The organism is Ornithinimicrobium sp. F0845 (genome assembly GCF_023015765.1).
Taxonomy (GTDB): domain Bacteria; phylum Actinomycetota; class Actinomycetes; order Actinomycetales; family Dermatophilaceae; genus Ornithinicoccus.
In genome coordinates, this window is the sequence record NZ_JALKAL010000001.1 from 93,811 (window position 1) to 107,297 (window position 13,487).

12 protein-coding genes and 1 riboswitch are annotated in these 13,487 nt (G+C 70.9%); of the genes, 6 read left to right on the forward strand and 6 right to left on the reverse strand.

The genetic code is table 11. The features are described from left to right. The first annotated feature begins 51 nt into the window (after positions 1–51). The 4 genes from MWU75_RS00445 (at position 52) to argG (ending at position 4,916) form a co-directional block, all read left to right on the forward strand. Positions 52–1,596, forward strand: a complete 1,545-nt coding sequence (locus MWU75_RS00445; RefSeq protein ID WP_247087359.1) for a hypothetical protein — start codon at positions 52–54, stop codon at positions 1,594–1,596. A 36-nt stretch (positions 1,597–1,632) separates the two neighbouring features. After that, on the forward strand, positions 1,633–2,151 hold the full coding sequence (locus MWU75_RS00450) for an NfeD family protein (RefSeq protein WP_247087361.1): 519 nt from the start codon (positions 1,633–1,635) through the stop codon (positions 2,149–2,151). A 17-nt stretch (positions 2,152–2,168) separates the two neighbouring features. Next, positions 2,169–3,332, forward strand: coding sequence for an SPFH domain-containing protein (locus MWU75_RS00455; protein ID WP_247087363.1), 1,164 nt, complete (start codon positions 2,169–2,171; stop codon positions 3,330–3,332). A 150-nt stretch (positions 3,333–3,482) separates the two neighbouring features. Continuing rightward, positions 3,483–4,916, forward strand: coding sequence for an argininosuccinate synthase (gene argG, locus MWU75_RS00460; protein WP_247087365.1), 1,434 nt, complete (start codon positions 3,483–3,485; stop codon positions 4,914–4,916). On the opposite strand, the gene MWU75_RS00465 is transcribed toward argG, so the two are convergent. From MWU75_RS00465 to MWU75_RS00480, 4 genes are all read right to left on the reverse strand, one after another. Then, positions 4,913–5,242 carry a type II toxin-antitoxin system PemK/MazF family toxin gene (locus tag MWU75_RS00465; RefSeq protein ID WP_247087367.1) on the reverse strand — a complete coding sequence of 110 codons (330 nt, stop codon included), beginning with the start codon at positions 5,240–5,242 and terminating at the stop codon, positions 4,913–4,915. The two genes, argG and MWU75_RS00465, sit on opposite strands and share 4 nt — an antisense overlap. Further along, positions 5,226–5,456 (reverse strand): hypothetical protein, encoded by a 231-nt coding sequence (locus MWU75_RS00470; RefSeq protein WP_247087369.1) that lies wholly within the window; start codon positions 5,454–5,456, stop codon positions 5,226–5,228. The genes MWU75_RS00465 and MWU75_RS00470 overlap by 17 nt, the downstream gene beginning before the upstream one ends. A 99-nt stretch (positions 5,457–5,555) precedes the next feature. Continuing rightward, positions 5,556–6,845, reverse strand: a complete 1,290-nt coding sequence (locus MWU75_RS00475) for a homoserine O-acetyltransferase (RefSeq protein WP_247087371.1) — start codon at positions 6,843–6,845, stop codon at positions 5,556–5,558. 5 nt (positions 6,846–6,850) lie between these two features. Further along, positions 6,851–8,179 (reverse strand): bifunctional o-acetylhomoserine/o-acetylserine sulfhydrylase, encoded by a 1,329-nt coding sequence (locus MWU75_RS00480; protein ID WP_281496632.1) that lies wholly within the window; start codon positions 8,177–8,179, stop codon positions 6,851–6,853. Positions 8,180–8,375: 196 nt separating this feature from the next. Then, positions 8,376–8,497, reverse strand: a riboswitch (SAM riboswitch). 216 nt (positions 8,498–8,713) lie between these two features. Here MWU75_RS00480 and MWU75_RS00485 point away from each other — a divergent pair. Further along, positions 8,714–9,397, forward strand: a complete 684-nt coding sequence (locus tag MWU75_RS00485) for an ABC transporter ATP-binding protein (protein ID WP_247087375.1) — start codon at positions 8,714–8,716, stop codon at positions 9,395–9,397. Continuing rightward, a complete protein-coding gene (locus MWU75_RS00490; protein ID WP_247087377.1) occupies positions 9,394–11,538 on the forward strand; it encodes a YhgE/Pip domain-containing protein in 2,145 nt (714 codons plus the stop codon). The genes MWU75_RS00485 and MWU75_RS00490 overlap by 4 nt, the downstream gene beginning before the upstream one ends. On the opposite strand, the gene MWU75_RS00495 is transcribed toward MWU75_RS00490, so the two are convergent. Together MWU75_RS00495 and MWU75_RS00500 are read right to left on the reverse strand one after the other, a co-directional pair. Continuing rightward, positions 11,535–11,942, reverse strand: a complete 408-nt coding sequence (locus tag MWU75_RS00495) for a hypothetical protein (RefSeq protein ID WP_247087379.1) — start codon at positions 11,940–11,942, stop codon at positions 11,535–11,537. The genes MWU75_RS00490 and MWU75_RS00495 overlap by 4 nt on opposite strands. Beyond that, a complete protein-coding gene (locus MWU75_RS00500; protein WP_247087381.1) occupies positions 11,942–13,423 on the reverse strand; it encodes a PspC domain-containing protein in 1,482 nt (493 codons plus the stop codon). The genes MWU75_RS00495 and MWU75_RS00500 overlap by 1 nt, the downstream gene beginning before the upstream one ends. Positions 13,424–13,487: the final 64 nt, after the last annotated feature.

The following is a 13,487-nucleotide window of genomic DNA, read 5'->3' on the forward strand; positions in this document are numbered from 1 at the left end:
CGCCGCCCCGTCGGGGATGGGGATGTCGGCGGCCGGGCCTACCATTCATCCATGCCTCGGGGAGTGGTGCGCCGACCGCGCTGCAGTATGCCGTCAGGCCGGCTCTCCCTGCCGGCGGCGGCACTCCTCGCTGCCCTGGTCAGCGGGTGCGCGGCCAGCGCGCCCGTGACCGTCACCCCGGCCCGGCCCCTGGAGTCCACGCAGGCAGCGCCCACCCCGCGCGACGGGGCGGTGCCCGGTCCGGGAGGCGAGGCCGCGGGCGGTCGGGGCGGCGAGGAGACCCGGGAGGGCCGAGGCGAGAAGGCCGCGGTCACCACCGATGAGCTCATCGCGCTCGGGGCGGAGCTCACCGCGGCGCTCGAGAGCGGCGACGTCGAGCAGTGGCTCGCCCTGACCACCCTGACCGGCGAGGACGCGCAGCAGCAGCGCGACTGGTTCGCGGGCGTCCACGCGGTCCCGATGGACGTGCGGGAGATGCACCCGACCTGGCTGCTGGAGCGGGACGTCGACGGGCCGGTGCACGGGCCGCTCGTGGAGTTCTCCTTCCGCCACCAGGTGACTGGCGTCGACGCGCAGCCGGCCGTCGAGCTCTACGAGTTCACCCTCGAGCGGGTGGGGACCGACGGTCCCTACCGGATCGTCGGGGTGAGCGGCTCGGAGGACCTCGACTCGGCCTATCCGCAGCTGTGGGACCTCGGCCCGATCGAGGTGGTGGAGACCGAGCACACGGTGCTCATCGCCGAGCCGGACAGCGGGATCGGTGAGCTCAGCGCGGCTCTCGACGCTGGGGCCGCCGCGGTCCTCGAGGCGTTCCCGGTCGAGGGCGTCGACCGGATGTCGGTGACGGTCGTCGACGAGGAGCTCGTCGCGACGGTCTACCAGGAGTCGGACCCGGGCACCTACGCCGGTTTCGTGGTCCCCGTGCCCGCCTCCCCGGTGGTGGAGACGGGCTCCGGGCTGCCCGACGTGGTCACCGGCGACTCGATCGGGGCACGGCTGGTGGTCGACCAGGAGTATGCCGAGGACGAGTGGGGGGCCTATGACGAGCCTGCGGGCGGGTCGCCCGTCATGCGGCACGAGGGGCTCCACCTGGCAATGACCCTGCGCTATCCCGACGACATCCCGCCGCGCTGGGCGGTGGAGGGCTTCGCCAGCTGGTTCGAGGTGACCGGCGACCCCGAGGTGCTCGCGAGCCACGAGGACTGGTACCGCGTGCTCACCACCGAGGACGACCTGCCCGACTCGTTGCCGCCGAGCGGCTACGAGGAGTTCTTCGGCGATCTCCACGGCGAGCCCGATGAGGAGTCCGGGGACGAGGAGTCGATCTGGGACGAGCCGCTCGAGGACCCGTGGTGGGACTCCGATCCCGACGTGGTCGAGCTGGCCTACCTCGAGTCGGCGAACGTCTTCCTCTATGTCGACGCGACCTTCGGCCCGGAGGTCACGGCGGCCCTCGGCGACGCTCTGCACACCCACGACCTCTGGCTCGACGACGACGAGGACCTGGACGCGCTCGTCCACGACCACCTCGGCGTCGACCTGGACGAGCTCGAGGGCGGCTACGTCGACTGGGTTCACGACACCTATGGCCGGTGAGCAGGGGTCGGATGCTCCCGACGGCTAGAGTGGCTGGTGAGGGAGGTGAGCACGATGGAGTGGCTCACGGAGACGCAGTGGTTGTGGTGGATCGCGGCCGCCCTGGTCCTGGGTCTGATCGAGATCGCCTCGCTCGATCTCGTCTTCTCGATGCTGTCCCTCGCGGCCCTGGCCGCCGCCGGTGCCGCGGGGCTCGGCCAGGACATCACCGTCCAGGTGCTGACGTTCGTCGCGATGTCCGCCCTCCTGCTCGCCGTCCTGCGCCCGCTGGCGCTGCGCAAGCTCAAACCGGCCGGCGAGGGCGAGCGCACCAACGCCGACGCGCTCGTCGGCCGGACCGCCGTCGTGCTCCAGGAGGTCACCGACCGCACCGGGCTGGTCAAGCTGACCGGCGAGGAGTGGACCGCCCGGACCGCCCCCGGCTCGGCGCTGCCCGTCGACGACACAGTGCAGGTGCTGCGCATCGACGGCGCCACGGCGGTGGTCGCACCGCTGCCCGACGCGGGTCCGGACGGACCCGATGTCGGGACCACACGGCATACTGACAACCCGTAACCTCCGGAGGTCGCGCCATGCCCGAACCATCGACAGTCGCACTCTGGGTCGTTCTTGCCCTCCTGGTCGTCTTCACGGGGGTGGCGATCAGCCGGGCCATCCGGATCGTGCCACAGGCCACCGCCGTGATCGTGCAGCGGCTGGGTCGCTACCACCGGACGCTCGACGCCGGGCTGCACTTCCTGATCCCGTTCATCGACAAGGTGCGCGCCACCGTCGACCTGCGCGAGCAGGTGGTGTCGTTCCCGCCGCAGCCGGTGATCACCAGCGACAACCTGGTGGTCAGCATCGACACCGTCATCTACTTCCAGCCGACCGATCCCAAGGCGGCGGTCTATGAGATCGCCAACTACATCCAGGGCATCGAGCAGCTGACCGTCACCACGCTTCGCAACGTCATCGGCTCCCTCGACCTCGAGCAGACGCTGACCAGCCGCGACCAGATCAACGGTCAGTTGCGTGGGGTGCTGGACGACGCGACGGGTCGCTGGGGCATCCGGGTGAACCGGGTCGAGCTGAAGGCGATCGACCCGCCGGCGAGCGTGCAGGACTCGATGGAGAAGCAGATGCGCGCCGAGCGTGACCGCCGCGCCGCGATCCTCAACGCCGAGGGTGTCAAGCAGTCCCAGATCCTCACCGCCGAGGGTGAGAAGCAGGCCCAGATCCTGCGGGCCGAGGGCACCGCGCAGGCCGCGATCCTGGAGGCGCAGGGTGAGGCCAAGGCGATCCTGCGGGTCTTCGACGCCATCCACACCGGCAACCCGGACTCCAAGCTGCTGGCCTACCAGTACCTCCAGATGCTCCCGCAGATCGCGCAGGGCGAGTCCAACAAGATGTGGATCGTGCCGACCGAGCTCACGCAGGCGCTGCAGGGGATCGGTGCCGCGCTCGGGCCGCACGGGCCCTCCGGCACGGGCTCGCTCGACGGTCCGCCCGTGGGCACGGCCGGTGGCTTCGACCACGCTGACGAGGTGGAGGTCGACGAGCCGTCGCTGGAGGACCCCGCCAAGGCGCTGGCCCGGGCGCGGCGGGAGGCCGCCGGTGCGGCCAAGGAGGCCGAGGAGTCCACGCGCGCGGCTCGCCGCCGTGGGCTCGGGGCGTCGCAACCCGGGCCCGGCCCCACTGAGCCCGGCCCGGCGCCCGCGGCCGAGCCGGAGATGCCGGACGAGCCGACCGAGTAGGCCTCGCGCGGGGTCTTGAGCTGGCCAGAAGACGCCTGCAGACGACCGAACGTGGCGATCCTGCACGGAACATGTCCTCGAGCCGGCGTGTGATAGGCGCACGGCATACTCGATTGCATAGTTATGCGGGTCAGCGTATATACTCACACCGTGAGCAAAGTGATGACCAGTCTTCCTGCCGGAGAGCGCGTCGGCATCGCCTTCTCCGGGGGTCTTGACACCTCCGTGGCCGTCGCGTGGATGCGTGACAAGGGCGCGGTGCCGTGCACCTACACCGCGGACATCGGCCAGTACGACGAGCCCGACATCGCCTCGGTGCCCGGCCGTGCGCTGGAGTACGGCGCCGAGCTGGCCCGTCATGTCGACTGCAAGCTCCCCCTCGTCGAGGAGGGTCTGGCAGCCCTGGCGTGCGGCGCCTTCCACATCCGTTCCGGGGGCCGCCCCTACTTCAACACCACGCCGATCGGGCGCGCGGTCACCGGCACGATGCTGGTCCAGGCGATGCGCGAGGACGACGTCAACATCTGGGGCGACGGGTCCACCTTCAAGGGCAACGACATCGAGCGGTTCTACCGCTACGGCTTGCTGTCCAACCCGGACCTGCGGATCTACAAGCCGTGGCTGGACGCGGAGTTCGTGGAGGAGCTGGGGGGTCGGACCGAGATGAGCCAGTGGCTCACCGAGCGCGACCTGCCCTACCGCGACTCGCAGGAGAAGGCCTACTCCACCGACGCCAACATCTGGGGCGCGACGCACGAGGCCAAGACGCTGGAGCACCTGGACGTCTCGCTGGAGACGGTCGAGCCGATCATGGGCGTCAGGTTCTGGGACCCCTCGGTCGAGATCGGGACCGAGGACGTGACGATCGGGTTCGAGCGCGGGCGTCCGGTCACGATCAACGGGGTGCGCTATGACGACCCGGTGGCCCTGGTGCACGAGGTCAACGCGATCGGTGGGCGCCACGGCCTGGGCATGTCCGACCAGATCGAGAACCGGATCATCGAGGCCAAGTCGCGCGGCATCTACGAGGCGCCGGGGATGGCGCTGCTCTTCCTGACCTACGAGCGGCTGGTCAACGCGATCCACAACGAGGACACGATCGAGCACTACCACGCGGAGGGGCGCCGGCTCGGGCGGCTGCTCTACGAGGGTCGGTGGCTCGAGCCACAGGCACTCATGGCGCGGGAGGCCATCCAGCGCTGGATCGCCTCGCTCGTCACGGGCGAGGTGACCGTGCGGCTCCGGCGCGGCGAGGACTACACGATCCTCAACACAGTCGGCCCGGCGTTCTCCTACCACCCCGAAAAGCTGTCGATGGAGCGCACGGACAACGCCGTCTTCGGCCCGAAGGACCGGATCGGCCAGCTGACGATGCGCAACCTGGACATAGCTGACTCCCGTAGCAAGCTCGAGCTGTATGCCGCCCAGCCACTGGACGAGGGGCAGGTCCTGGTCGAGAACGGCATCCTGCTCGGCGCGATCGAGGCCGGCGGCGGGGACCGGATCGCCTCACGCGACGGGGTGCAGACCAACGGTTCCGAGGCGGCGCTGGACAGCGCGGCGATGGAGTTCGGCACCGACTAGCGCCGCAGGTCGAGGGCGAGTACCAGCTCCAAGGCATCGTCGACGGACTCACGGTCGTCCCGGTCCAGGTGGTCCCTCAGGCGGCCCAACCTCGTGAGGTCAACGGTCCGGAGTTGCTCCACCAGGACGCAGGTGCTTTCACCGGCGATCTGAACAAGCGGGCGGAAGAGTCGCGGTGGTGCCGAGCGTGAGGTGGGTGCCAGGAGCACCGTCGACAGGCGGAGGTCGTCGGACTGCACGACCACGCCGAGTCGTGGGCCGCGCTGCTCGTGCCCGCCTGATCGACGCGGGCCAGGGACCTCGATGACGTCACCACGGATCAACATCGGCCCACTCCTGCATCGCTGCCTTGATCGCGGCACGATCTGCGGGGTCGGCCATTGCGAGCCGGGCGTCGTCCAGCATCGCGCGGCGGCGGCGGACGGCGATCGCGTCCAGCAACGCCTGCCGCACTGCGTCTGAGGTGCTGGTCCCGTCCGCCGTCAACTGCTGCAAGGCACGCTCGGCCTCTCCTGAGATACGCACGTTCACGATGGCCATGCTGTCAGGATAGCGGCCTGTCACACAGATGTCATACGTATGCCTGTGGACAACGTTGCACGGTGGAGAACTCGGTGTCCCCGGGACTGCGGAGCTTGGTCACCAGAGGCCGGTGCCGTTGAGCACCGGGGGCATGCCAGGGGCGCTCAGCGGGACGGCCGGTCGCACCTCAGCGCGGTATGGCCGGGTGGCCAGGGGTGAACTGGTGCCAACTGCTGCTGCGCCGACGGTGGCGGGGTGCCCGTTGATGCGGTGCCCGCTGGGCTGGTGGCTGTTGGCGCGGTGGCGCTGGGCGGGGCGGCCGTGCAGCGCGTCGTCGATCGCGGCGAAGATCTGGTCGGTCTCGATCAGGAAGCCGTCGTGTCCGAACGGCGAGGACACGGTCACCAGACCGCGGCACGCGGGGGAGCCAGCGATTCGCTCGCCCTCGGCGGGGGTGAACAGCCGGTCGCTGTCCACCACCACGACCGTGAGGTCCGCGGTGATCCGCCGCAGAGCAGCCTCGACGCCGCCACGGTCCCGGCCGATGTCGTGGGTGTTCATCGACTCGGTGAGGGTGACGTAGCTGTTCGCGTCGAACCTGCGGGCCAGTTTCTGCCCGTGGTGCTCCAGGTAGGACTGCACCGCGAACCGGCCACCGGCCAGCGGGTCCTCACCAGGCTGCGGCTCGGCCCCGAAGCGGTCGCCCAACTCTCCGGCGGTCCGGTAGGTCGCATGCGCGATCTGTCGCGCGAGCTCCAGGCCCGTGCGTGGACCAGGGCCGGGGTAGTAGTCACCCCGGTGGTACGCCGGGTCCTGCCGGATCGCGAAGAGCTGCGGCGTGGCCCAGCCGATCTGGTCGGCAGAGGCCACGGCCGAGGTGGCGATCGGCAGGCACCGCCGGACCCGCCCGGGGAGGGTCACTGCCCACTCCAGGGCGCGCATCCCGCCCATCGACCCGCCCACGACGGCGGCGAAGGTGTGGATCCCTAGCCGGTCGGCCAGCAGGGCCTCGGCGCGGACCTGGTCCCGAACGGTCACCTGGGGGAAGAGTGAACCCCAGGGGCGACCATCCGGGCCGGGTGAGGAGGGCCCGGTCGTGCCGCGACAGCCGCCGAGCACGTTGGGTGCCACGACGAAGTAGCGGTCGGTGTCCAGGACCCTCCCCGGGCCGATCAGCCCGGGCCACCACCCGGGCGTCGGACTGTCCGGTCCGGCAGGACCCTCCACGTGGGAGTCCCCGGTGAGCGCGTGGAGCACCAGCACGGCGTTGTCCCTGGCCTCGTTGAGCCGTCCCCACGTCTCGTAGGCCATTCGCACGCCGGGCAGGTTCTCCCCGGACTCCAGGAGCAGGTCACCGACGGGGAGCGTGTGCCGTCGGCTGCCGGACCGGACAGTGTCTGCGGTCATCGCGCTCAGAGACCCTTGGCGGCCCGGAAGCCCGTCTCCAGGTCGGCGATGATGTCGTCGATGTGCTCGAGCCCGACGGCCAGGCGCACCAGACCGGGCGTGACGCCCGCCGCGGCCAGGGCGTGCTCGTTGAGCTGCCGGTGCGTCGTCGACGCCGGGTGGATCACCAGCGAGCGCACGTCACCGATGTTGGCGACGTTGGAGTGCAGCTCCAGCGCGGAGACGAACGCCTTGCCCGCCTCCAGACCGCCGGCGATCTCGAAGGCGAGGACGGCGCCGGCGCCACCGGGCAGATACTGCTGGGCCAGCTCGTATGACGGGTGGCCGGGCAGGCCGGCGTAGCTCACCGAGACGACCTGCTCCTGGTCCAGCAGCCAGTTGGCCACCTGCTTGGCGTTCGCGACGTGGCGCTCCACCCGCAGCGACAGGGTCTCGATGCCCTGGGCGATGAGGAAGGCGTTGAACGGCGAGATCGCCGGGCCGAGGTCGCGCAGCAGGGTGACTCGGGCGCGCAGGATGTAGGACAGGTTGACGCCGCCGAAGATCTCGTTGCCGACGCCGAGGTCCTTGGCGAAGGTCAGGCCGTGGTAGCCCTCGTCCGGCTCGTTGAACAGCGGGAACTTCTCCGGGTGCTGCGCATAGTCGAAGTTGCCGCTGTCCACGAGGACGCCACCGATCGCGGTGCCGTGGCCGCCGAGGTACTTGGTGGCGGAGTGCACCACGATGTCGGCCCCGTGCTCGATCGGTCGGGTCAGGTAGGGAGTGGCGATGGTGTTGTCGATGATCAGCGGCACGCCGACCTCGTGCGCCACGTCGGCCACCGCGCGGATGTCCAGGACGAGCGCGCTGGGGTTGGCGATGCTCTCGCCGAAGAAGGCGCGGGTCCGCTCGTTGGCGGCAGCACGCCACGACTCCGGGTCGGTCGGGTCCTCGACGAAGGTGACGTCGATGCCGAGCCGCGGCAGGGTCTGGGCGAACAGGTTCTGGGTGCCGCCGTAGAGGCTGGGCGAGGCGACCAGGTGGTCACCGGCCTGGGCGACGTTGAGGATCGAGAAGGTGGAGGCCGACTGCCCGCTGGCCAGCAGCAGGGCACCGACGCCGCCCTCGAGGTCGGCGATGCGGTTCTCGACGACCTCGGTGGTCGGGTTGCCGATGCGGGTGTAGATCGGACCGAGGTCCTCGAGGTTGAACCGGGCCGCGGCGACGTCGGCGTCGTCGAAGACGAAGGAGGTGGTCTGGTAGATCGGCAGGGCGCGGGCGCCGGTGGCGGCGTCCGGGGTCTGACCGGCGTGAATCTGACGGGTGGCGAAGGACCAGGACATGGTGTGCTCCAAGGGTGTGTGGGTGCGCGGCAGCGCGCGATGACAGGGGTGTTCTGGGGCGGCGCAGGCGTGGTGGCGCCGGCTGAGTCACGCAGACCGGGGTCCGATGGCGGTCGCGCCGGTCTCGGGTGGCGTCCTCAGCGACTAGGCATTCGACAACAGGTCACAGCAGCGCTCCTTCGTGCGTCACTGGGCCCACCGGTCGACGGGCCCGCGCTTGCGGATCACGGCTCCTGTGCCGTGGTCCGCCGGGTCATCACCCGGGGCACCCCACCGCGAGTGGAGGGTTGCCGCCCAGCGAGCCGGGGCTTGACGCTGGGACTCTTGACCTGAGGTAGTTGTATCAGACACTGATCACCGTGGTCAATTCGGTCACACGCGCCAGTGAACGGGGTGGAATCGCATGAACTGCGTTAGAGAGACTCTTTGCCGAGGATTATGCAGTATGACGTGTGCTGGGTGGGATCCTGCCCACCCGACGCCGGGGTGGGACCGCCGTTTCTCCGGGGTCTGCCAGGCCCCAGCGCGCCGCTATAAGGTCTCCCGATGATGAACGCTGCGCAGCCGCCCGACCCACCCCGGACCGTCGTGCTCGCCGAGGGACTGGCCCTGACGACGGAACGCGACGCGGTCTTTGGTCCGATCGACCTGTCGATCGATGCCGGCGAGATCACCCTGCTGGTGGGCCCAGCCGGGTCAGGGCGCTCCACGCTGCTGCTCGCCCTGACCGGTCGCATGAAGGGCCTCACCGGGGTGCTGGTCGTGGACCACCGTCACCTGGATCGCTCCCGCAGCGTCCGGGACATCACCTCGGTCGCCCGGATCTCTGGTCTCATCGGGTTGGAGGAGCAGCTGACCGTGGGGGAGTGCATCGTGGAGCGCTGCCTCATGGACGGGGTCCCCACCGGGCAGGGCAGTGACCGGATGGCGCTGCTGGCCGGTCGACTGCGACTGCTGCTCGACCACGCCACCCTGGTCACCGACCTGACGCCCCTCGACCAGACCCTGCTGGCCGTGGCGCTGGCCTGCCTGCGCCGGACCGAGCTCGTGGTGCTCGACGACCTTGACGCCGGGCTCCGGCGTGACGAGCAGCGGGAGGTCCTGCGCCGCCTGGAGCGCCTGACCGAGGACGGCCTCAGCGTCGTCGCCTCGTGTCTGGAGGACCCGAGCGGCGGCCGTTACCCGGTGATCGAACTGCCCGCGGCGCCCCACGGAGAGGACCTGACATGAGTTTCCCGGCCACCCGCCTGGCCCGCTACGAGCTGCGGCGTTTCCGCGGCACCCTGCCCCGGCTCGCGCTGGGCTTCGTGCTGATCATCCCGTTGCTCTACGGCGCGATCTACCTCACGGCCAACTGGGACCCCTACGGCAAGCTGGACCGGCTGCCCGTGGCTGTGGTCAACGAGGACGAGCCCACCACGGTCAGCGGACGGACGGTCACCGCGGGTGACGACTTCGTGGAGTCCCTGCAGGACAAGCCCACCTTCGCCTGGCGGGTGACCGATGCCGAGGACGCCGCGGCGGGGCTGCGTGACGGGCGCTACTACATGACCGTCACCGTGCCGTCGGACTTCTCGACCAACCTGGTGAGCGGGGCCGGCGAGGACCCGCGCCGCGCGCAGATCCAGTTGCGGACCGACGACGCCAACGGCTTCGTCATCGGGTCGATCACCGCCAAGGCCCGCGAGAGCATCGAGCTCGCGGTCGACGAGTCGGCCATCGAGTCCTACTTCGAGGCGGTCTTCGCCAACCTCGACACCATCCGGGACGGCATGACGCAGGCCAGCGACGGCAGCACCGAGCTGGCGGACGGTCTGGACCAGGCACACGACGGCGCGACCCAGCTGGCCGACGGTGCCGACCGCGCGGACCAGGCGGGCGCGGAGGCCGCGGACGGCGCAGCCCAGGTGGCCGCGGGGACCAGCACGGCCCACGCGGGTGCCCAGTCGCTGGACGCCGGCCTGGTGCAGCTGCGGGACGGGTCGGCCGAGCTCGCCGACGGTGCCGGGCAGGTCGCCGACGGCACGAGCCAGCTCAACGCGACGGTCCTGCCTCCGCTGGAGCAGCTCCAGGAGGACCTGCCGGCGCTGCAGGCCGACGCCGAGCAGATCTCCGGCGACGCCGTGACCATCACCACCCAGGTCAGCGAACTGACCGGAGCGCTCGATGAGGATGTCGCGGCGCTCCAGGCCGGGATGACCGACCTGGAGGAGCGCTATCCCGAGCTCGCTGACGACCCGACGTGGCAGCAGATGACCGGCGTGGTCGGCCAGGTCGGCGACCACACCGCCGACATCGACGAGACGGCCCAGCGGGTGGCGGACGCCGCGACCCGGATCGACGAACGCATCCGGGAGACCGACCTCACGGCCACGCTGCAGACGGCCCACGACAATCTCGTCGCACTGGACGACGGCGCCCAGCAGGTCGCGGCGGGCGCCGACACCCTGCACGAGGGCCTCGTCGAGGCCCAGGCGGGCAGCGCGGAGCTGTCCTCCGGCCTCGCCGAGCTGGAGACCGGGTCCGTGGCGCTGGCCGACGGCCTCACCGAGCTGTCCGGGGGGCTGGCCACCCTGCATACTGGCGTCGCCGACCTGGCCGACGGTCTCACCCAGCTCCAGGAGGGTGCCCACCAGCTGCGCGACGGACTGGTCGACGGGGTGGAGCGCCTTCCGGTCTACAGCCAGGCGGAGCAGCAGGAGGCCGCCTCGGTGCTGTCCTCCCCCGCCGACGTGCAGATGACGGTGGACAACCCGGCGACCTACTACGGGCGGGGCGTGGCCCCGATGTTCTTCTCGATCGCGCTCTGGGTGTTCGGGATCTCGGTGTTCATGGTGGTGCGACCCATCTCCGCGCGCGTGCTGTCCGGCCGGGCCAACGCCGTGCGGCTGGCGCTGACGGCGTGGTTCCCGATCGCGTGGATCGCGGTCGTCGGAGGACTGCTGATGGTCTTCACGGTGTGGCTCACCCTCGGGCTCGCGCCGGTCCACCCGGTCCTGCTCGTGCTGCTGACGGTGCTCGGCGCCCTGTGCTTCTCGGCGATCGCCCACATGTTGCGCACCGCGCTGGGTGCCGTCGCGACGGCGCTGACCCTGGTGCTGCTCATCCTGCAGCTGCCCGCATCGGGCGGCACCTACCCGTCCGCGATCCTGCCCGGGTTCTTCTCCGCGATCGCGCCGTTCCTGCCGATGACCTACCTCATCGACGCCTACCGCATCGTCATCTCGGGCGGACCCCTGTCACGACTGGCTCTGGACGTGATCGTCCTCGCGGTGATCACCGGGATCACCATGCTGCTCTGCACCGTCGTGGTGCGCCGCCGACAACGGTTCACCGTGCGGGACCTGCACCCGGTGCTGGTCACCCCCTAGGACCCGGGCTCCTCGTCCTCGTCGCCGCGCCGCACGAGCGCGGCCAGACCGACGAGCACCAGCACCAGGCCGACGCCAACCAGCATCAACGGTCCGGAGCGGGTCCAGTCCAGCGTCACGTCCGCCCACTCCACCCACAGTGCGCCGCCGGCGACCAGGACACAGATCAGGCCCAGGGCGACGGTGCCCCACGAGGGGCCCTTCGGACGGGACAGGCGCGGGGCGGGCTCGGCCGGCCCGGTGCCGTCGTCGGTGCTCTGCTCGTAGGCCCCGGGCCCGAAGCCCTCGGCGGACTGGTCCTGCCAGTCGTCGTGCGTGGCGCTCATCGCGACGTCCTCTCCTGTGGTCTGCTCGGTCCCCCCGAGGGGGCCGGTCGTCATCCTGCTGTCGTCGTTCCCGGTCATCACCCGCGCTCCTCCACGAGGACCTGCCCGAAGCCGACGTTGGCCTCGACCTCCACGTCGACGGGGCCGTCGCCGACCACGATCACCTCGTCGACCCCGATCCCGCCGACGTCCTGGCCGTTCTTGTTGACGGCGCCCATGCCGGCGCCCGCCTCGATGCGGACGGTCAGGTCGTCGGGGACCACGACCGTGAGGTTGCCGAAGGAGACGCTGGCCACAATCGGGTCCGGGAAGTCGCCCGGGTCGACGCCGCGCAGGTCGAGGGTGCCGGTCCCGGCACCGAGCCGGAACGGCCCGTCGTCGCCGATGCTGGCGTCCGGCCGCCAGGTGACGTCACCCATCCGCCCGGAGGGGACGAAGTTGTGGCCGACCGGCACCGCGACCATCGTCAGGATCAGCGCGCACACCGCCAGGAAGCCGGGGAACCCCGAGGTCCGGCCGAGAAGGCCCAGGAGCAGGATCACTAGACCGAGGGCGGCCAGCGCACCGGTCAGGCCGATGACGACGGGGTCGACCGGCCAGTCGTACTCCGTGGCCGCCCAGGCCAGCCCACCGCCCGCGGCGAGCGCCAGGCCGGTGCCCAGCAGTGTGCCCGCGACACCCGCCGAGCGTCGCGAGGGACGCCGCGGGGCCTTGGGCGGCTTGGGTGGGCGGGGCGTCGCGGGGGTCGGTCCGCCGCCCTGGTGGTCGCCGGACTGCCCGAGGGACTGCCCGACGGACGGCTCGGTCGGGGACCAGGCCGTCGCCCCGCTGGAGCCGGCGATCGGCGCGGTGCTCCCGAGCGCGTCCTCGGGCCGGTCCTGGGTCGTCGAGACCGAGGCCGTGTCCTGGCCGGCGTAGGGCGGGGCAGGATGCTGCGAGCTCCACGCCTGCGAGCTCCACGCCTGCGTGGTCCCCGACGGCGACCCCCACGGCTGCGCCGAACCAGACTGCGCCGGATCAGGCTGCACGGGACCAGACTGTGCCGGACCGGCTTGCGAGGCTCCGGACTGCGCGGCCCGGTTGCTGTAGAACCCGGGCTGCTCACGTCGGGACCACTCGGTCCACAGCCACCAGCCACCCAGGGCCAGCAGCGTGAGGGAGATCACCGTCCAGAGCCCACCGAACCACCAGTCGTTGCCCCACCAGCCGAACGTCCCGAAGACGCTGAGCACCGTGAAGACCAGCAGGATCACCGAGCCGACCTCGCCATTGCGCAGGGCCTGCTCGATGTGGGTGGTCTCGTCGCGGTCCGGGATCAGCAGCCAGCCGGCCAGGTAGAGCAGGACCCCCGCCCCCAGCCCCAGGCTCAGCACCACGAACAGGGCGCGGACGACGATCGGGTCGATGCCCAGCCGCTCGGCCAGCCCGGAGCACACGCCGCCGAACCAGCTGTCCCCCGAGCGCCGCATGTCGATCCTGCGCAACCCCACGAAGAAGTTGTCGGCGCTGCGCGGGCCCGGCTGCCCGCCATACTGTCCGCCGGGTGGTGTCTGTGTCATGACTCCAGGGTCCCGCCCACGCGGGGGTGCGCGCTATGAGGGTCGACCCTGACCGGACCCTGAT